Source organism: Dethiosulfatarculus sandiegensis, assembly GCF_000931935.2.
GTDB lineage: Bacteria > Desulfobacterota > Desulfarculia > Desulfarculales > Desulfarculaceae > Dethiosulfatarculus > Dethiosulfatarculus sandiegensis.
In genome coordinates this window covers 130,278-149,423 of record NZ_AZAC01000078.1, presented here as the reverse complement: position 1 = coordinate 149,423, position 19,146 = coordinate 130,278, and the positions used below count along the sequence as shown (strand labels likewise).

Genomic DNA, 19,146 nt, shown 5'->3' with positions numbered 1-19,146 from the left:
TTATTTGGGGGCGTTTTGCGCACGCAGATGCTCTATGGTGAGGCAAAGCCCCTGTTCCAGACTGGTCCGGGGCTGCCACCCCAGCCGGTTAAGCGCCGTGGTGTCTGCCACAGAGCACATGTTCTCCTGGTCCCGGTAGGCAAGGGCGCCTAAATTAAGCCTGGTTTTACTTTTGCTCAGGATCTTGGCGGTTTTTAAAAACTGCTTCAAGGTGGTTTTACACCCGGTGCCCACCTGGAACTCGTTTATTCCCTTGGCAAGGGTCGGCAGGGCTTCCGTTACTTTGGAGAGCGCATCCACCGCATCGTCAATAAAAATAAAATCACGCACCTGTTCCCCTGGAGTGAAGTCCATTTCCGGTTTGTTTGCCATAAAGGCGTCCAGGCTTGTGGTGATCAGGTTTTGGTTGTGGTCACCAGGCCCATAGAGCATCTCAAGTTTTAAATTGGCTATGGTCAGTTGTGATTCAAAGAGATTAAGCCAATCCAGAAACTGTTTTTTGGAAAGGGAATAGGGATTGACCATGCGGTTTAAGGTGGTGTCGGTGTTGATAAAGGCCTTGACTTTGTGATTGAGCGCCTGTTCCAGAAGCAGCATGGGGAAGATGAGGTTGGCCTCAAGCACGCGGGTGGGTGCGGCATTTCCCCGGCCATAGTCGGTGGCTGTGTGGATCACCGCCTCCACCGGCTGCTCAAAGGGGGATTTGTTTCCCAGCTCTTCCTTGTCGAACCAAGTGAGGCCGGGATGGTTAAGGCCCCAGGCGGGGATGGGGGTCTGTTTTCTTTTTACCAGGGCCAGTTCGTGAGACCGGGCCAGCCTTTGGGCCAGTTTGCCGCCCAAGAAGCCGGTGGCGCCGGTGATCACAAACCGGCTCATCACATAACCCAGGGCAGCTTCTGTTCCCTGGCTGCCTCTACATAGGTTTTAAGCTGTTCGGCTGAGATGACCTTGCCCTCTTCCAGATAGGATTGGTACCATCTGCAGGTTTGGCTGATGGCCTGGGCCTGGGTCCAGACGCTCTGCCAGCCCAAAAGATGATGGGCCTTGGTGCAGTCCAGCTTCAGGAAGGTCACCTCATGGGGGGCGTTGGGATCTTGGTCCACCTTGAATTTAACCGCCTGCCACAGCTCGTTCATGCGTTGAACCAGGCTCAGCACGGTTATGGCCTCCGGGTTGGTGGGGCCGAAATTCCAGGCTTCGGCGGTTTTTCGCTCACCGGTGAGGAGCCGCCACCCCAGCATGAGGTAGCCGCTCAAAGGGTCCAGCACATGCTGCCAGGGCCGGATGGCCCGGGGGCTTCTAATGTGGGTGGTTTCATTTTTACTCACCGCCCGGATCACATCCGGTATGAGCCTGTCTCCGCCCCAGTCGCCGCCGCCTATGACATTGCCCGAGCGGGCGCTGGCCAAAAGGGCTCGGCTCGCTCCCTCGCCATGGAAAAACGAACGCTGGTAGCTTTGGGTCACCAGTTCGGCGCAGCCCTTGGAGCAGGAATAGGGGTCATGGCCGCCCATGGGATCGTTTTCCCGGTAGCCCCAGACCCATTCCTTGTTGTCATAGCATTTATCGCTGGTTACGTTGACTACGGCCTTGACCGAAGCGGTGTTGCGGACCGCTTCCAATAGGTTAACCGTGCCCATGACATTGGTGTCAAAGGTCTCGGCCGGATTCCGGTAGGATCTGCGGACCAAAGGCTGGGCCGCCAAATGAAACACCATCTCCGGTTTTGCCTGGTCAAAGACCTTTTGTAAATCTTCCTCATGACGCAGATCCCCTATCACATGGTTCATTTCGAGCTTTAACAGGTCGAAATGATAGGGGTCTGAGGGCGGGTCCAGGGAAAAGCCGGTAAGCTCGGCTCCCAGGGCCTTGAGCCACAAACAGAGCCAGGAGCCCTTGAAACCGGTGTGCCCGGTTACCAGCACCTTTGTCCCCTGATATACGCCCTGAAACAGATTTTTCATTACCAGATCTTCCATTGGGCCTGGCCCTGGTTCCACATATCGCACAGATCGTTTTTATCCCTTAATGTGTCCATGCACTTCCAGAAGCCTTTGTGCTTAAAGGAATAGAGCTCACCGTCTCTGGCCAGGTTTTCCAAAGGCGCGGCCTCAAATGAGGTTGCGTCGCCTTCAATGTAATCAAACACCTTGGGTTCGCAGACAAAGAATCCGCCGTTTACCCAGGCTCCATCGCCTTCCGGTTTTTCCTGAAAATCGGTGATCCGGTGGTCGTCTTCAATGGTGAGTGCGCCGAAACGGCCGGTGGGTTGGACCGAGGTGAGGGTCATAGCCCCGTTATGACTTTTGTGGTGGGCCAAAAGCGCGTTTAAATCAATATTGCTGACCCCGTCACCATAGGTGAGCATAAAGGTTTCGTCTTCAAGATAGGGCTTGGCCTTTTTGATGCGCCCGCCGGTCATGGTGGAGAGACCTGTGTCCACCAGGGTTATGCGCCAGGGCTCGGCCTCGGTTTTATGCACTTCCAGGCTGTTGCTGACCAGGTCGATGGTTATATCGCTTTGGTGCAGAAAATAATTGGAGAAATATTCCTTGATGTAATAGCCCTTGTAGCCCAGCAGGATCAGGAAGTCGTTGAAACCCTGGGCCGAATATATCTTCATGATATGCCATAAAATAGGACGTGTGCCGATCTGCACCATGGGTTTAGGTTTGATATCGGTTTCTTCACCGAGTCTGCTTCCCATGCCGCCGGCCAGAATTACCACTTTCATTTTTATATGCTTGCCTTTTCGCCCTTTTGAAGAGAGGCGGAAATGAATACTCTTAATATGATGAGACAAGGTATCAAACACCCGGAGGAATCAATACCACAATTGCCTTTCAATGCCAAGTTTCACGAGTCCGGACAGTTGGTTAAATAAGATAATTTCTTTTTAGCACAAAGGAAGGCTTGTGATGGGGCTGCTTATGGGGCAGGGGGGAAGGAGATCCCCCCTTTTTTTGTCTGCTTGAGTTATTTGGTATGTAATCTCAGGTCTCTATGGTGCACTTGCTGAAATCGATTTTTTCACCGCATTTGGGGCAAGTGTGCTCCCGGTCGAACTCGTCTGAAAAAATTTCTTTTTCGGTTTTGCAATTGGGGCACTTGCAGACAAAGGCTTTTAGATTTTTATTGGCCTCGAATCCCGGACAGTGCTTGGGCGTGCTCATGACCTGCTCCTTATTGAGGATAAATCTGTTCTGAATCTCTTAATAGTAGTATTGAATTTTATCCCCTCCGGTTGCAAGGGATATCCCCGACTGTTTAGCAAGGGATCTGTGGCTCCTTGCAATATCTTTAGGGTTGGTGTACCAATGACCACGTTATTCATCCTGTTTTTATGAGCTTTATATTGGAGGAGAATATGGCCGTCGTTGCGCCTTTTCGCGCTCTGCGCTACGACTCTCGTAATATCGCCGGCATGGCTGAAGTGGTTGCTCCGCCCTACGACGTAGTTAACGATGAACAGCAACAGGCCCTTTACGACGCTGAACCCCACAACATTATCCGCCTGGAACTGAACAAGTCCCGTGACAACGACCTGCCGGGTCAGGACGGATACACCCGGGCCGCCTCCCACCTTTTGAACTGGGTGGAAGAGGGGGTTTTGGCCAGGGACCAGAAACCGGCCTTTTATATTAATGAAACCACCTACAGGGGGGTCAACGGCGAGACTCTGGTGAGGAAGGGCTTTATGACCCTACTGCGCCTGGAAGACTTTGCCAACGGCGTGGTTCTGCCCCACGAACGCACCTTCACCGGTCACAAGGAAGACCGGTTGAGGTTGTTGAAGGCCACCTCCACCAATATCTCTCCCATCTTCGCCCTTTATCCGGATGAGGAAAACCAGGTCCACACCACCCTGGAGAACGCCAGGGTGAAAGAATCTTTGGCCGATTTCACCGATTCCGCCGGGTTGAAGCAGAGCCTTTACAGGGTGGAGGAGACAGAAGCCCTTAAACAGGTGCAGAAACTAATGGCCGACAAGGTGATCTTTATCGCAGACGGTCACCACCGCTATGAGACGGCCCTTAACTACCGCAACTACATGAGGGAACAGAATCCCAAGGCGCCGGGACACGCTTCTTTCAACTATGTGATGGTGTATCTCTGCTCCATGAGCGATCCCGGGCTCACGGTTTTCCCCTGTCACCGGGTTTTGACTCATCTGCACGGTTTTGCGGCCAGGGATTTCCTGCTCCACGCCCAAAGGTATTTCGACTACCGGGAGATGGACTTGAGCGGCGATTCGGCCAAGGATAAACAGGCTGTTACGGAAGCTTTGGCCCGCACCGGTGAAAAGGGCAGGGGCTTTGGCATGGTCAGCGCGGAGAGCGACAAGGCCTATATCCTGGAGCTTAAGCCAGGTGCGGTTGATGATCCGGCCTGGAAGGAACTGCCCAGGGAGCTCAGGGACCTGGATGTAGTGGTGCTTACCGAGGTTATCCTGGACAGGGTGCTTGGCCTGGATGCAAACGCCCGCGACAAGGAACACACCATTGAATATGTGGCCGATATGGCCCAGGTATTGGACCAGACCCGTTCAGGTAAATCCAGGGTGGGCTTTTTGGTGAATCCCACCAGGGTGGAGCAGGTTCAGGCAGTGGCCAAATCCGGTTTGGTTATGCCGAGGAAAACCACCTTCTTCTATCCAAAGGTGATAACCGGGCTCACTATGAACTGTGTTGACGCAAGCGAGACCATTCCCACTTTGCGGGAGTGATCCGGCTGTGGAGAAAAAGGAAATGGCGGGAGAAGTTATCAGCCACATTTTAGGCAGACATCTTCTCCTGCAACCCAGCCAGGGGTATCACTTTTCCATAGACAGTGTGCTCCTGGCTGATTTTGCCCCCCTGGTCAAAGGCCCGGTGGCGGACCTCGGCGCAGGCAGCGGCATCCTCTGCGTGCTGCTTGCGGCCAAGGGGGTTGAAGGCCCCTACACCGCTCTGGAGCTGGACTCCGTGGCCGCCTATTGTTGCCGGGAAAACCTGGCCCGCACAGGGGCCGAGGCCAGGGTGTTTCAGCAGGACCTGACCCAAAAAAATCCGGAAGTTCCGGGAAACAGCTATTCCCTTGTGATCTCCAATCCGCCCTTCACCCCCAAGGGTGCGGGCAGGGTTCCGCCGGACCCGGCCAGGGCCAGGGCCAGGCATGAACTCAATCTGGAGCCCAAAGACCTGTGGCGGGCTGCGGCCAGGCTCCTGAAACCCAAAGGCAGGTTTGTTTTTTGTTGGCCGGCCGCAAGGCTGGTGCAGGCCTTTGGCGATCTGCCCCGGGCAGGCCTAATGCCCAAGCGCCTGCGTCTAAGTCATGGCAGGGAGGGTAAACCGGCCAGTCTGGCCATGGTGGAAGCGGTGAAAGGCGGCAAAGAAGAGCTGACAGTGGAGCCGCCCTTGATTGTTTATGCCGAGGGCCAGGAGCAGAGCAAAGAAGTGCAGGCTATTTACCGGCGGCTTTCCTAGCCTTGAGCTCGGCGCGCATGGCGTTTTTAATGACCCGGGCCAACTCAGGGTCCGATACCTCGGCCACCCTTTCTTCCAGCTCTTCTTCTTCTTCCGAACTGAGTTCGGGCAGGGGAGGTTCAGGAGGCGGGTTAAAGGGGGTGAGCGCCTTTACAAAGCGCAGCTTGGTAAAAGGAAAACCCTCCTGGGCCAGTTTTTCCAGAAAGGCCGGGGCCATCATGGTCAGTTCCTGACGCCAGACCGATCCCCTCACCGCCACCACCAGCTCACCATCGGGCCTTAGCTGGACGGGAAAGGCCCTTTCGGCCACAGCGTCACCGGCCACCTGGCGCCATACCTTCAACAGCCCGGCTTTGGGGAGGCCTGCGGAGACGTGTCCGGGCATGGAACCGGATAAAAAGTCTCTAAGGGTGTTTATGTTTTTTATTTTGCGCATAACCGGCCTTTTAAATTTTTCCCGAATCATAACATCTTTTTGCCCCTTGGTCAGGGCTCGGGAGCCGGTTAATGTTTTGCCCTTTTGGCTCGGTTAAGAACTTAACTTTTTTACCGTGGGGCTCCATAATGGCATAAAGGTCCGGAAGAGGCGGTTTGTTTTCGGGAGCATCAATAGGAGGGGAGAATTGAACATTAGGGAGATAATTCGGGAAGCCCAGGCCCTGGCGGCAGCCTTTGCGGAAAAAGGCAAAAAAGAGATTCGTTTGCCTGTTTTTTCCTATGCGGATTGGTTGGGCGTATACAAAAGAGAGGATGACCAGAAGGCTGCAGAAGCCTATAGGGAGCTTACCCGCAAGAACTGGTATCTGATTGAGTTTCTAAAGGCCAAGGGCATGATTCCTCAACCGGTCAGGGTTGAGGCCCTGGAATTCAGCGCCTGGGCCAAGGGCTCCGGGCACAAGACGGGAAATCCCCATGATCTGGCCCATGCTGTGGGTGACTATGTCAACAAAGAAGATGCCCAGATCTCTCCCTGCACCCACATGGAGTTTCCCTTGGGGCTTCCGGAGGGCATGCCCTGCCTGGCCACCATAACCGTGTTTGGCGAACGTCCGGAAGAGCCGGAGGTGATGAGTGTTGTGCTGCACCGGTCAGACGGCAGTGTACTGAAGAGCCTTGAGATCCTGGCCAATGATTACAGCCCCCAGCAGGCCTGGCAGATGGCCATGACCTTTTTGGATGATCATCAGCCCTTGGGGGTGCTTCATGACAAGACCATTCGCAAGCCCCAGTTCTGTTCAGACTGCAATTCGCTTCTGGTGCATGTAGCCGCCAGGGAAGATATAGAGGCGGTAATGAACGGCCAGACTTAAAGGCGCAAGTTATTAGACAACCTTCGTCTCCAGCCCTTCTGCTTGAGTTTTCCTTGTTTTGGGTCACAATTTGGACTTTCGCCCGAAACACCTGACCCCGCCGCCCTGGGCGGAACCGGGGTCAGGTCGCGGGTTTGTTTAGGATTTTGTTTTTTTGGAGCCGCGCTTTTGAAGACATATGTTTCCTTGAAACCCCTTATCCCCTGGCGTCAGGCCAAAGGACCCTTGGATTGGGATCTGCTTTATGGCCGCAAAGCCCCCCTGGAAGTGGAGATAGGCTTTGGCAATGGTGAGCGTCTGGTGCGTCAGGCCCAAAGAAAGCCTGAATTCAACTACCTGGGGATTGATATATCCTGGCCTTCGGTGCGAAGGGCCTTGCGCAAGGTGGGGGTTTTGGGGCTTAAAAACGTGCTGATTGTCCAGGCTGGAGCCGAACCGGCCTTGAAAAGGCTGTTTGAACCGGAATCCATCACTAAAATCACAGCCCTTTTCCCCAGGCCCTGGCCTGCCAGGCAGCACGAAAAATACCGTCTTTTCAGTACGTCATGCCTTGAGGTGGTAAATAACCGGCTGGCCTCAAAGGGTGAGGTTGAGATAGTCACTGATTTTAAGCCCTACGCCGACTGGGTTGAAAAACAGGTCCCGGGAAAAAGATTTGACTTGGCCTGCCAGGTTATCCCGGCCGGACAGCAGACCAAATATGAGCGCAAATGGCTCAATGAAGGGTGCATGGATTTTTACCGCCTGTTTTTAACCAAGACCGGGCATGCCCCTTCACCGGTTTGGGAGGATTTTGACTTGAAACTGCATCTTTTGGATGATTTTGATCCGGACGGCTTTCCCTTGGGAGAATATAACGGCAAGTTCTTTGTCTCTTTTAAGGAGATGTTCTTTGATCCTGCCAAGCAAAAAGCCCTTTTGCGCACCATAAGCGTGGAGGATGACCTCAGACAATCCTATTGGCTTGAGTTTTCGCGTAAGGATGGTAAATGGCGGCTGCGCCTGACTCCTGGATGCGGAGTGTTGCCTGTGGCTTCGGTGCAGTGGTCCCTGGACCTGGCCCGGGACCTGGCCCTGGGCTCACCTGCGGCAGATAAAAAATCCTGATTAGAGACAGCCGGTCAGATCACGGTTTTCAAGGCTTCAGCCACTTCCGGATAAAGAAACTCAAAACCCGCATCCAAAAGCAGCCTGGGCATCACCCGTTGGCCGTTTAAAAGAACCTGGGCAAACTCACCCATGGCCAGTTTGGCTGCCAAAGCCGGTACAGGGGTGATGGCCGGACGGTGCAACGCCTGTCCCAGAGCCTTGGCAAAGGACCGATTGGTAACCGGATTCGGCGAAGTTAAGTTTACCGAGTCTTTTATATGCCTGTTTTTGGCCACAAACAAAAGGCCCCGCACCAGGTCTTCCAAATGAATCCAGCTGAACCATTGCTTGCCCGAGCCCAGGGGGCCGCCCAGTCCCTTTTTGAATATGGGCAGCATTTGCTTTAAAGCCCCGCCTTGTGGCCCCAAAACCACTCCGAACCTGGTGGCCACCACCCTGGCTCCGCATGACTCGGCTTCTTTTGCCTCTTTTTCCCAGTCCACGCAAACCCGGGCCAGAAAGTCGTCACCTGGGGGGTCTTCTTCCGAGAGCAGACGGTCGTCAGAAAAACCGTAAAAACCTACTGCGGAAGCGGATATCAGAACCGTTTCAGAGGGATTGGGGCCGGATTCTATGGCCTGAACCAGGTTTCGGGTGGTCAAAACCCTGCTTTGGTGGATCTGTTCTTTATAATCGGAGTTCCAGCGCCCGAAAATAGAAGCTCCGGCCAGGTTAATTATCAGTTTGTGCCTGGCGGCTTCCTGTTGCCAAGGGCCTGGTTCGGTTGGGTCTCCCAGACATTGACCCAGGCTTTTGGGCATCTCTTCCGTTTTTTTGCCGGAACGGGAGAGAACTGTCACCTGGTATTCAGACTCCACCAGGGCTTGGCACAAGGCCTGACCCACAAATCCGCTGCCACCGGTTACAAAGACTTCCACTTTTCTCCCCTTTAGCCCTTTTCTGTCGGGTTTTGGCGAATCTTTTCACCCCCGGGCGGCTTTGAGCCTGCCCGGAGAAGGTGGTGTTAAATATCCTGGCCCAGTCTGTTTCCGTCCTTTATGGCGTTGAGCACTGTCCGGGGTTCTTTGGAATCGCCTGCCAGGTGAACCTTTATGCCTTTTTCCCTGAGAGGTTCAAAGAGTTCCAGGCATGGCTCCACGCCCACAGCTATGACCACCGTGGCCGCGGGCAACACCTGGTTGCCCTTTTCCGATTCAACCAGCACACCCTCCGGCAAGATTTCGTTCACCCGGGTTTTGGTGTGCACCTCTATTTTGAATTTTTTCAATAAACCCAGATGTATCCACTTGGTGGATCGGCCCATGCCCCGGCCGATCTTGGGAAGCATCTCAACCAGGCACACCTTGTAGCTGCCCTGGCTCATCAGGGCGGCTAAGGCTTCGGGTCTTTCCGCCTCAAAAAGGGTCAGAAAATGGAGTTGCTCCGGGGTGAGAGCGCCTTGCCTGGCCAGGAAAAGGGCGGTTTCCAGACCCACTGCGCCGCCGCCCACCACCACTACGGGCCCCTTGGCCTTGGCTTTTCCCTTGAGCAGGTCCCAGGCACTCACCACATGATCCCGGTCACTGCCCGGTATGTTCAGGTTAAGGTTTGCCCCCCCGGTGGTCAAGACAACATGATCCGGTTTAAGCTCCGTGATTTTTTTAAGGTCTGCTTCCTGCCCCAGCCTTATATCCACGCCCATCTCCTCCAGGTTGGCCAGATGCCAGTCGCCGATCTCTCCAAAACCGTCTTTTTGAAGGGGTTTGTGGTACCACTTGGTCTGTCCGCCAAGGCAAGCGGCTTTTTCAAAGAGCACAACCTGGTGCCCCCTTTGGGCCAGGGTCAGGGCCGCTTCAGAGCCTGCCGGGCCGCCGCCGACCACCACCACCTTTTGGGGCTTGTCAGTGGGTCCTGCCATGGGTTCGTATTCATGACCCGCCCTGGGGTTAACCATGCATCCCACCGGCTTCAGGGAAAGCACCGAATCAAAACAGCCTTGGTTGCAGTTGGTGCACCGGCGGATCAGATCATCTCTGCCTTTCTGGGCCTTGATAGGAAACATGGGGTCTGCGATGAGGGGGCGGGACATGCAGATCAGATCAGCATCCCCCCTGGCCAGGATTTCCTCGGCCTCGGCCGGGGTGTGTATGCGGTTGCTGGCGCAGACCGGGATATCAACGGCCTGTTTTACACCCCTGGCCAGATAGGCGAAGCCCCCCGGCGGAACCTCGGAAGTGAGCTGGGGCACCTTGGTCTCGTGCCAGCCGCCGGTGACATTTATCAGATCCACTCCCTTTTCCCGGCAGGCCGCGGCAAAGGCCTGGCATTCTTTGTTTCCGTGGGAGGCGGGTACAAAGTCGTGACCGGCCAGGCGGATGCCCACGCAAAAATCAGGCCCCACCGCCTGCCTTACCTTTTCCACGGTTTCCAGGCCAAAGCGCATGCGGTTTGGCAAAGACCCGCCATATTCGTCTTCGCGCTGGTTGATGCGCGGCGAAAGGAACTGACAGATCAGATAGCCTGCCGAACCCAGGATTTCAACCATGTCAAAACCAGCCTTTTGCGCCCTGGCCGCGGCTTGGGCAAACTGCTCCTGCACCTGGGGAATTTCTTCTTTATTCAATCCCCTGGCCTGTTCCCTGGTAAAGGCCGAGGTGTGGTCGCTTGAGCTTATGGCCTGGTCCGGGATCAGCATTCGGAAAGAATAGGCGCCTGCGTGGTAAAGCTGGGCCCCAATAAGGCCTCCCTGCTCGTGTACAGCCTGAGCCAGCCTGGTCAGGCCCGGTATATCCTTGTCATCCATGATGGAGACCATCATGGGGCCGCCTGCCACCTCGCTGACAACACAGCCGCCCACAATCACCAAGCCGGCTCCGCCCCTGGCCCTGGCTGCGTAAAATGCAGCCAACTGGTCCGAGACCTGACCGCCGGGAGTGTAGTTCAGGTGGGTGGCCGGCATGACGATTCGGTTTTTGAGCCTGAGTTTGTTTAGGGAGAGGCTTGTGAATAAAAGCGGGTAGTTATTTGTTTCCATCTTCACTTTGCCGGAGCTCCTTTCCAAGCGGAAGGTGACTTGCATATGACGGCGGCTTAGGCCGGGGAATGGGGCCTCCATCCCCTGGGGCGGGAAAAGATGCGAAAACTTTTAGTGCGGTGGTCCTTTTTAAAGCGTCTGCCCATTTTCCTGGCCTTATCAAGGCTGGGATAAGGCCCCAGCACCACAGTGATCCAGGTTGAACCATCCTTGGCCGTAAAGGTGTCGAGCCAGGCCCCCACCTTGAGCCTTCTCCATTTGCGGACATCTCTTTGGGCCAGATCCAGCCTGCGGAAGGAAGAGACCTGTAGAAAATAGTCTCTTTTCCCCTTTGCCGAAGTGGGCTTTTTATCTTTGGAAGGCTTTTTAACTTTTTGGGTTACAGGCTTTTCCGGCTTGGGGACGCTTGCCTTGGTTTTTTTCTCGGGTTTAACGGGACTGGCCTTGACCTTTGCTCTGGGTTTTTGAGCCAAAGTCTTACTTAAAGAAGGTTTTTCGTCATGGGTCAGACCCTTTAAGGAATCCGGCCCCAGGGCCATGAGGCTGTTTAATATCCTTTGCTGGTTGGTGGAATCAGCGGGGTTTAGCCTTGCCGCCTGGTGCAGGCTCAAAAGAGCTGCGCCGTGGTCTCCCTGCTTTTGTTGTACCAGACCGAGAGTTGACCAGAACCTGGCCCGATTGGGGTTTCTTTCCACTGCCCTCATGGCCAGATCTTCGGCCCGGTCCAGGTTTTGGTTGGCCAGGGCCAGGGCCCAGGCCAGGTTGGAGGTGATCAGGACATTTTGGGGCGAAATGTCTAAGGCCCTTTCAAATATAGGCACTGCCTTTTCAGGTTCGCCCAGATATACCAGGGTGGTGGCCAGATCCTGGAGAATGCCCGCATCCCGGGGCGCATAACGCACCGCCTTTTCCAGGGCCTTGAGCGCACCTTCCTGATCTCCCCTTGCTGCTTTGGACATGCCCATGATCTGCCACATGGGCGCGCTGTCCGGGTGAAGGGCCAAGTCCTTTGTAAACATGGCTTCCGCGGCCAGATATTTACCCTGATCATAGAGCATGCGCCCTTGGCGGCGATAAATATCAGTGGTGCGCATTATAAAGGCTGTTCCCTGGTCCCAGGTAAAGGGGCTGCTGACCTCTCCTATCCCAAGGCCTTGGGCGATTTTTAGCAGCCAGGGTTCCAGATCCCGGGCTGCCATGCAATCCAGGCTTGAGAGGTTGTTCCGGCTGGATTTTGCCAACATCTCCCGCACCACAAGGGCAAAGGGCGTTTTTTGGGCCAGTTTGTTTTTGACCTCGGCCAGGTCCTTATTGTCTTTCACCACCAAAAGCCAAAGGCAATAACGGGGGCCTCTATCCAAAGCAGGCCTTTCCACCTTGGATTCCAAGGGAGGTGTCTGTTCTTTTTTTGCCGCGCATCCTGCGGTTAACAAGGCCAGGCTTAAAAGAAGGATCAGGGCCAGAGTGTTTTTTAATATTTGCTTTGCTTCCATGGCAGGGATTATAGGAGCAAAACATGGGTCGTGGCAATGGTTCAAAGCGGGTGGGGTGAAAAATAACTTACAGGAAGGGTCAACCACTAACTGTTTGTTGAAAAAGGGGAGGGCGTTGCATGATTGGGCGGTTTGCATCTGGTTTGAATAGCTTTTTGGCTTCTGTATTAGGGGGTTTTGCCGAAAATGAAAGGCAGAGGGTTATTTTTAATTTTTGCAACCTGTTCAGGGGAAAGGCCAGGCCGTGAGGGGTGAAGGCCATGGCGGTGATTGTGAATTTTTATATCTGCAGGCGAGCTCAAAATTCTTGGAATGAGCGCTATGGCAGGATCTGCTGTAAAGGGCGATGGATTCAACCCGTACTCTAATCTTTAGCTTAATAATCCAAGATAAAGAGTAATGGTCAAAAATGACCCGTCTTCAATGAGACATTTCAAGGGTCCTTTTTGCCTTTACTAAACCATGTGGGACATAAACGCCATTGGGTCATTAACGCCCTAATTGTAACCTGTTTAATATTAAGGCAAATTTTACGTGATCTTGAAACCGGGTCTTTTTTGCCCCATTAATTTTATTGTAATCGGGGTCATTTAAGTCGATACAACTATCTGATTTTGTGCAGATTTGTCCCTATTGTGTGAAAATAGGCACATTCTTTGCTACTGATAAGTCCGAAATTATGTCCCGCCCTATGGCAAGGCTTTGATTAGGTTCGAATACTTTCCCCGGGCACTCTGCTAGCAAAGATAGGGAGTTATTTACATGGCATGGCCTTTTAAGTTTGAAACAGGTGTCACTTGCTGGAATAAACGCAAGGCTTATCCCGGTTACACCTTGGTGGTTCCCTTTCCCTCCCGTGCAGCCACTGAACCATGGGAGATTCCTGGTAAGTGCTATCTTATTGATATGATGGGTAATCCTGTTCATGCTTGGACTACCCCCTATCCTATCTGGTATGCACGTCTGCATTCAGACGGCCACCTGGTGGCGGTTTGCCGCAATGCCAAGCCCAGTGAAGGCCGTCCCGGTTTTGGGGATTACCACATGGGCGGAGCCCATGGCCAGATGTATGACCTGGATTGGGACAGCAACATCCAGTTTGAGCATTTCGACCCCGCCATGCACCATGATTTCCGTAGGCTGGATAACGGCAACTATCTTTACGTGGCCTGGGAGCCGGTTCCGGCCGATCTGGCCAAAAAGGTCCGTGGGGGGCAGAGAGGCACGGAACATAAAGACGGCACCATGTTCGGTGACCTATACCGTGAAATCAATTCTTCCGGCCAGGTGGTCTGGGAGTGGCACGGCATAGAACACTTTGATCCCGACATTGATATTATCGGCCCTATTCACCCCCGTGAAGAGTGGACCCATGTCAATGATGTGGATTTAATGCCTGACGGTAATATCCTTTCCGACAGCCGTCATACCGACGGCGCATTCATAATCGATCGCAGCTCCGGCGAGATTACCTGGCGCTGGGGAAATGTGGCCTACCTGGATAAGGAAACCGGCTTGGTCGAATTTGAGGACGTGCGCAAGCCCACCAATATGGGCGGCCCCCATGACGGCCATCGCATTCCGGACGGACTGCCCGGCGAAGGCCACATGCTGATTTATGACAATGGAATGTACAATTATATGAGCCGCGCCCTGGAAGTGGATATTGAGACCAACGAGGTGGTCTGGCAGAGCGAAGCCGATTTCGGCCTGGAAGGTTACGTCAATGGGCGGGTGCACTTCTCTCCTTTCATCAGCGGCGCCCAGCGTCAGCCAAACGGCAATACCTTGATCTGTTGCGGCGGCAATGGCGTGATCTTTGAAATGACAAATGAAAAAGAAATCGTCTGGCACTATGTGCGCTCCACTCCCGGGCAGGGCGACGTCTGCTGGGGGATTTTCCGCTCCTATAAGTACGGTGTTGATTTTTGTCCGCAGTTCAGGAACCTGCCCCCTGCGGTAGGTGAGCTTATCTAATTGAAAATATATATTTTTGCATAAAGTAAGGAGTTGTTCGCCCATGTCTTTCTTGCGTAAAATCGTTATTATGATGATAGCCGGGGCTTTGCTGGCCGGGCTGGCCGGTCCTTCCATGGCCAAAATGGAATTGCCCATGAGCACAGTGTACATGAACACCCATCCCACGGTGGTCAATGCCTGGACACCCTGGTTCGCCGAGATGAAGAAACTCACCGATGGTGAGATCGAAATTTCTTATTTCAACCCCAACACCTTGACTCCCCTTAACGATCATTTCGAATCCACCATCTCGGGTATGCTGGGCGTGGGTGGAAATGACATGAACCGCACCCCGGGCAAGTTCCCCTTGTGTGGTGTGCTTGACCTGCCCGGCCTTGCCCCCAGTGCGGAGTGCGGGTCCATGATCATCAACGAACTGGTTCAAACCCACCCGGAGATGAAAAAGGAATTCAGCGAAATCAAACTCCTGTGGAACTGGGCCAGCGCCACCTTCCAGCTTCACACGACCAAAAAACCCGTCAAAACTCTGGAAGACCTGAAGGGCATGAAAATTATCTGCTGGAGCCGCCCCACTTCGGACATCATTACCACATTGGGCGCCAGCACTGTGTTGATTCCGCCCACCGATACCTATCTGGCTCTGGAGCGCGGCATGGCCGACGGCGTGTTCTGCCCTCTGGCGCCCGTGGTTTCCTTTAAAATCAACGAGGCTGCTAAATACAGCACGATTTGCGACATGATGGTAACCGGTTTTTGGGCCGGTGTAAGCAATGACCTGTGGAATTCCCTGCCCGATAATATCAAGGCCGCCTTTACCAAAACCACCGGCGAAGCCATGGCCAAAGCCTCTGGCAAGACCCTGGATGAGGGTGCGGCCGGCGATTCCGTAAAACTTAAAAAGAAAGGCCACACTTTTATCGTTTTAAGTGATGCCGAACGTTCCAAATGGCTGAAAGCAACCAAGAGCCTCAATGAAAAGTGGATCAAGTCCATGGAAGACAAGGGGTACAAAAACGTGCGTGCGCTGGTGGATGACGCCTATAAGCTGAGCGCCAAATACTCCCCCATCACTGGCCGGGGCTTCAAGGAATAACAACTGAAACCCAACTAATACGGTCCATCCGCCAAAGGTCTTTACCCCTGGCGGGTGGACTTGCTCAATGTAGTGAAACATGGTGATGACATGACCGAACATGCCGCCCCTGGAATGCCTGAAAACTGCGAATTGGTGGTAGAGCCCGATACCGACAGCCGCCTGGGCCTGCTTGCGGATAAATTGGATAAGCTTGTCCTGCCTTTGGGCAAATGGATGTTTCTGATCTCTCTTGCCGCAGTTGGCTTTATGTCTCTGCCGATCATGCTTGATGTGATCAACCGCTTTTTTATCGGTGCTTCTTTACAAGGTGTGGTGGAGCTGGAAGAATTCTTTATGGTGGTGATCGTTTTTCTGTCTCTGGGCTATGTGCAGAGGCAGGAGGGACACATCCATATCGACCTTTTAACCTGCAAATTGCCTGATTGGCTGACAAGGTGCCTGAACACATTTAATCTGGCCGCATCCTCGGTCTTTTTCATGATTATGTGCTGGCGCACCTTGATCACCATGATGAAAAAAAGTTCTGAATACTCACCCATGTTGAGCATTCCCCTCTGGTTCGGGCTGGGCTTGGCTGTAATCGGCGTGGCTATTCTGGCCCTGGTCCTTTTGCAGCAACTTTTCAGAAGCATGGCCGCCAACCTTAAAGATCATTCCGCCATGGGAATGATCATTGCCTTACTTGGCGCGGTGCTGTTGATAACCATGCCCATGTGGCTCAAGGCTCTTGGTTTAGGTGTCAGTCGTTTTGAGTATGGCGTCTATGGCATGATGTTTCTTATGGTGCTTTTACTAGTGGGAATGCCGATCGGCTTCGCCATGGGATTGGTGGGATATATCGGACTGGGGGTTCTGGGCTTCAACATGATCCCCGCCCTTAATATGTTGGGGATCGCCCCCTACACCACCTCGGCCAGCTTCATCCTTGCGGTTGCACCGCTGTTTATTCTGATGGGGCTTATGGCCTCGGAGGCGGGGATCAGCCAGGAACTTTTTGAGACGGCTCAAAAATGGCTGGGCAGACTGCCCGGCGGTTTGGCCATGGCTTCGGTGGCGGGTTGCTCCGGGTTTGCCGCGGTCTGTGGTGACAGTATGGCCACCGCTGTAACCATGGGGTCGGTTGCGCTCCCCGAAATGAAGCGGGCTAAATACAGCTTGGGCCTGGCCTGCGGTTCTCTGGCTGCCGGAGGAACCTTAGGGATCCTGATCCCCCCCAGCATAGGGTTCATTTTCTATGCGCTGGTCACCGAGCAGTCTGTTGGCAAGCTTTTTATAGCGGGCATCATACCCGGTCTACTCTTGGCCGTGATGTTTATCTTCGCGATCTGGTTGATCGCTGTGCGTAATCCAGAGAAAGCCCCCAGAGGGGAAAAAAGCACCTTACAGGAAAAGTTGCTCTCCTTAAAAGGCGTTGTCGGCATGCTGGCCTTGTTCGTATTGATCTTGGGCGGCATCCTGGGAGGTTTATTCAGCCCCACCGAAGGTGGCGCCATCGGCGTACTGGGCGCTTTGACCATTGCCTTGATGCGACGTAAACTGAGCTGGGCCGGAATCGTCAAATCATGCGAACACACTGTATATATAACCAGCAAACTTTTGATGATCCTTATCGGAGTCGGCATCCTGGGTTATTTCATGGCCGCCAGCCGCCTGCCCTTTCATCTTGCCAGCGTGGTGACCGAAAGCGGCCTCAACAAGTATGTCATCCTGGCCGGTGTAATGGGCCTGTACGTTCTCCTGGGATGCCTGATGAATGTTATCCCCATGATACTCTTGACCCTGCCGGCGATATTCCCTTCCATCACAGCCCTGGGCTTTGACCCCATCTGGTTCGGAGTGCTGACGGTTATCATTATGGAGATGGGCCAGATAACCCCCCCCATCGGGGTGAATGTCTTCGCCTTGTCCAGTGTGGCCGAGGGTGTGAGCATGGGCACCATCTTCTTGGGTATATTACCCTTTTTCATCTGCATGGTGCTCATGCTGGCTTTGATTATCGTTTTCCCCTCCCTTGCGACTTGGCTGGTTGGGGTGTTCTTCTAGGTAATTTTTTACGGTTTTTTATAGGTAACAGGTTGCAAATGTCAGTGATTGATTACATATTTGGCCCTAACATGCCAGATTTAAATGAGAAATCACCTGATGCCGATATCCGGGAAGATCTGAGGCAAGAGGTCACCCCTGTCGAGGACTGCGAGCTGGAAGGCTTGCGCATCCTGGCCGAGCATGTCCCGGCCGGGGTGAGCCTCATGCAAGACGGCTGCTTGCAGTTTGTAAACCATACCTTCTGCAACATGTTTGGTTATTCCGATCCCGGCGAAATAATCGGTCGCCCGGCAAGCGCAATGCTGGTTCAGGAACAGCAGCATCATCATATAAAGATGATAAGTCGTTTGGAAAAAGACCGGGTGGCCAAGGACCGCTATCAATGGACCGGTGTGGACAAAAACGGCCGCAAATTCTGGTTTGAAGGCCACCCCATACCCATTACATTGGGGGGGCGGTCCGCAGTTCTGTCCTTTGTCATTGATATAACCGAGTTCAAACAGCGCGAAGAGCTGATCGAACGAAGCCACGATCAGTTAAAAGCCGAGAATAAGAGGCTTAAAAGTTCACTCGACTATAGAATGCGGCTGGTCAATATTATTGGGCGCAGCGTGTCCATGCAGGAGGTTTTTAACAGTATATTGCGGGCGGCTTCATCTAAGTTCGGCATTGTCATCTATGGCGAGACCGGCACAGGCAAGGAACTGGTGGCCCAGGCAGTGCACGAACTTAGCGATACCAGGGATTCTCCTTTTGTGCCGGTCAATTGCGGCGCCATACCTGATGAATTATTTGAACGGGAATTCTTTGGTCATACCAAGGGGTCCTTCACCGGGGCGGTTGATGATAAAACGGGCTATATGGCTCAGGCCAAAGGCGGCACTCTTTTTTTGGATGAAGTAGGCGAGCTGGGCCCCAGCGGCCAGGTGAAGCTTCTCCGGGCACTGGGTTCTGGAGAGTACACCCCCATTGGCAGCGCCAAGCCGGTGAAAGCGGATTTCCGAGTGATCGCCGCAACCAACCGGGACTTGCAAAGAATGGTTGATAGAGGCGAGTTCCGTCTGGATCTTTTTTATAGAATTCATGTTATCCCGATTCATTTGCCGCCTTTGCGTGAACGTAAAGAAGATATCCCCTTTCTGGCCCAGCATATTCTTGACCAGCGCCTGAAATCCGGGAAAAGGCTGCCCAGTAAAGACCTTGCCCTTTTGTTGCAACATGACTGGCCCGGCAATGTCCGGGAGCTGCAGAATGTGCTGGAACGCTATCTGGCTTTCGGGAATCTGGACTTTATGAATTACGGGGCCTCGATCATGGTTATGGATGAATCTGCCGAGACGGCCCTGGCCGGAGACCTCCGCAAGGCCATGGCCCAGCTTGAACGTCGCCTGATTCTGCAGGCCCTTGAAAAGCATAACTGGAACCGTTCCCGCACAGCCACGGCCCTGGGGCTGCCGAGGAAGACTTTGTTCCGTAAAATGCAAAAATTAAACATAAAGACACAACAGGAGCATGGATAAAAAGGCTGTTTTTAGTGTGAAAATATTACAATTCCAAGCGGGGAAGACCGAATCCATAGGCCGTGCCGGTACCCAAGGCCGGCTTCGGTCTGACCTGCTGTTCTCGAGTGAAT

General features: G+C 53.6%; 16 protein-coding genes. 8 read left to right on the top strand and 8 right to left on the bottom strand.

The genetic code is table 11. The features are described 5' to 3' along the window. The 4 genes from X474_RS24440 to X474_RS24425 all read right to left on the bottom strand — a co-directional run bounded on the left by X474_RS24440 (position 1) and on the right by X474_RS24425 (position 3,173). Entirely contained in the window at positions 1-876 is an 876-nt protein-coding gene (locus X474_RS24440; protein ID WP_044352698.1) for an NAD-dependent epimerase/dehydratase family protein, read from the bottom strand. Then, positions 876-1,964 carry a CDP-glucose 4,6-dehydratase gene (rfbG, locus tag X474_RS24435; protein WP_156360923.1) on the bottom strand — a complete coding sequence of 363 codons (1,089 nt, stop codon included), beginning with the start codon at positions 1,962-1,964 and terminating at the stop codon, positions 876-878. The genes X474_RS24440 and rfbG overlap by 1 nt, the downstream gene beginning before the upstream one ends. Further along, on the bottom strand, positions 1,964-2,734 hold the full coding sequence (gene rfbF / locus X474_RS24430; RefSeq protein ID WP_044352696.1) for a glucose-1-phosphate cytidylyltransferase: 771 nt from the start codon (positions 2,732-2,734) through the stop codon (positions 1,964-1,966). Before rfbF ends, rfbG begins: the two co-directional genes overlap by 1 nt. 259 nt (positions 2,735-2,993) lie before the next feature. Next, a complete protein-coding gene (locus tag X474_RS24425; RefSeq protein ID WP_044352695.1) occupies positions 2,994-3,173 on the bottom strand; it encodes a hypothetical protein in 180 nt (59 codons plus the stop codon). A gap of 194 nt (positions 3,174-3,367) precedes the next feature. Between X474_RS24425 and X474_RS24420 the strand changes: the two genes are divergently transcribed. After that, the gene (locus X474_RS24420) at positions 3,368-4,726 is read left to right on the top strand and encodes a DUF1015 domain-containing protein (protein WP_044352693.1); all 1,359 of its coding nucleotides are present in this window, start codon (positions 3,368-3,370) and stop codon (positions 4,724-4,726) included. A 7-nt stretch (positions 4,727-4,733) separates the two neighbouring features. Continuing rightward, on the top strand, positions 4,734-5,465 hold the full coding sequence (locus X474_RS24415; protein WP_044352691.1) for a tRNA1(Val) (adenine(37)-N6)-methyltransferase: 732 nt from the start codon (positions 4,734-4,736) through the stop codon (positions 5,463-5,465). Here the strand turns inward: X474_RS24415 and X474_RS24410 are convergent. Beyond that, positions 5,443-5,901, bottom strand: a complete 459-nt coding sequence (locus tag X474_RS24410) for a DciA family protein (RefSeq protein WP_197282265.1) — start codon at positions 5,899-5,901, stop codon at positions 5,443-5,445. The genes X474_RS24415 and X474_RS24410 overlap by 23 nt on opposite strands. A gap of 187 nt (positions 5,902-6,088) precedes the next feature. Between X474_RS24410 and X474_RS24405 the strand changes: the two genes are divergently transcribed. Together X474_RS24405 and trmB are read left to right on the top strand one after the other, a co-directional pair. Continuing rightward, entirely contained in the window at positions 6,089-6,775 is a 687-nt protein-coding gene (locus tag X474_RS24405; protein ID WP_044352689.1) for a hypothetical protein, read from the top strand. Positions 6,776-6,943: 168 nt separating this feature from the next. Further along, a complete protein-coding gene (gene trmB / locus X474_RS24400) occupies positions 6,944-7,882 on the top strand; it encodes a tRNA (guanosine(46)-N7)-methyltransferase TrmB (RefSeq protein WP_052515604.1) in 939 nt (312 codons plus the stop codon). Between the two features lie 14 nt (positions 7,883-7,896). Here the strand turns inward: trmB and X474_RS24395 are convergent, their stop codons facing one another. The 3 genes from X474_RS24395 to X474_RS24385 form a co-directional block, all read right to left on the bottom strand. Next, the gene (locus X474_RS24395; protein ID WP_044352688.1) at positions 7,897-8,802 is read right to left on the bottom strand and encodes a TIGR01777 family oxidoreductase; all 906 of its coding nucleotides are present in this window, start codon (positions 8,800-8,802) and stop codon (positions 7,897-7,899) included. 86 nt (positions 8,803-8,888) lie between these two features. Then, on the bottom strand, positions 8,889-10,898 hold the full coding sequence (locus X474_RS24390) for an FAD-dependent oxidoreductase (RefSeq protein ID WP_044352830.1): 2,010 nt from the start codon (positions 10,896-10,898) through the stop codon (positions 8,889-8,891). A 56-nt stretch (positions 10,899-10,954) separates the two neighbouring features. After that, on the bottom strand, positions 10,955-12,391 hold the full coding sequence (locus X474_RS24385; RefSeq protein ID WP_197282263.1) for an SPOR domain-containing protein: 1,437 nt from the start codon (positions 12,389-12,391) through the stop codon (positions 10,955-10,957). A 762-nt stretch (positions 12,392-13,153) separates the two neighbouring features. Here X474_RS24385 and X474_RS24380 point away from each other — a divergent pair. The 4 genes from X474_RS24380 (at position 13,154) to X474_RS24365 (ending at position 19,033) form a co-directional block, all read left to right on the top strand. Beyond that, positions 13,154-14,368, top strand: coding sequence for an aryl-sulfate sulfotransferase (locus tag X474_RS24380; protein WP_052515602.1), 1,215 nt, complete (start codon positions 13,154-13,156; stop codon positions 14,366-14,368). A gap of 43 nt (positions 14,369-14,411) precedes the next feature. Continuing rightward, positions 14,412-15,464 (top strand): TRAP transporter substrate-binding protein, encoded by a 1,053-nt coding sequence (locus X474_RS24375; RefSeq protein WP_044352685.1) that lies wholly within the window; start codon positions 14,412-14,414, stop codon positions 15,462-15,464. A gap of 60 nt (positions 15,465-15,524) precedes the next feature. Then, complete coding sequence (locus tag X474_RS24370) at positions 15,525-17,510, top strand: TRAP transporter large permease (RefSeq protein ID WP_156360922.1); 1,986 nt, start codon at positions 15,525-15,527, stop codon at positions 17,508-17,510. Positions 17,511-17,581: 71 nt separating this feature from the next. Continuing rightward, positions 17,582-19,033, top strand: coding sequence for a sigma-54 interaction domain-containing protein (locus tag X474_RS24365; RefSeq protein WP_197282262.1), 1,452 nt, complete (start codon positions 17,582-17,584; stop codon positions 19,031-19,033). The last annotated feature ends 113 nt before the right edge of the window (positions 19,034-19,146 follow it).

Excerpts from the sequence above, each read along its gene's own strand:
- X474_RS24385 (WP_197282263.1), bottom strand. The coding sequence starts at position 12,391 with ATGGAAGCAAAGCAAATATTAAAAAACACTCTGGCCCTGATCCTTCTT.
- X474_RS24410 (WP_197282265.1), bottom strand. The coding sequence starts at position 5,901 with ATGCGCAAAATAAAAAACATAAACACCCTTAGAGACTTTTTATCCGGT.
- rfbF (WP_044352696.1), bottom strand. The coding sequence starts at position 2,734 with ATGAAAGTGGTAATTCTGGCCGGCGGCATGGGAAGCAGACTCGGTGAA.
- X474_RS24365 (WP_197282262.1), top strand. The coding sequence starts at position 17,582 with ATGCCAGATTTAAATGAGAAATCACCTGATGCCGATATCCGGGAAGAT.
- X474_RS24440 (WP_044352698.1), bottom strand. The coding sequence starts at position 876 with ATGAGCCGGTTTGTGATCACCGGCGCCACCGGCTTCTTGGGCGGCAAA.
- rfbG (WP_156360923.1), bottom strand. The coding sequence starts at position 1,964 with ATGAAAAATCTGTTTCAGGGCGTATATCAGGGGACAAAGGTGCTGGTA.
- X474_RS24380 (WP_052515602.1), top strand. The coding sequence starts at position 13,154 with ATGGCATGGCCTTTTAAGTTTGAAACAGGTGTCACTTGCTGGAATAAA.
- X474_RS24425 (WP_044352695.1), bottom strand. The coding sequence starts at position 3,173 with ATGAGCACGCCCAAGCACTGTCCGGGATTCGAGGCCAATAAAAATCTA.
- X474_RS24375 (WP_044352685.1), top strand. The coding sequence starts at position 14,412 with ATGTCTTTCTTGCGTAAAATCGTTATTATGATGATAGCCGGGGCTTTG.
- X474_RS24390 (WP_044352830.1), bottom strand. The coding sequence starts at position 10,898 with ATGGAAACAAATAACTACCCGCTTTTATTCACAAGCCTCTCCCTAAAC.
- X474_RS24420 (WP_044352693.1), top strand. The coding sequence starts at position 3,368 with ATGGCCGTCGTTGCGCCTTTTCGCGCTCTGCGCTACGACTCTCGTAAT.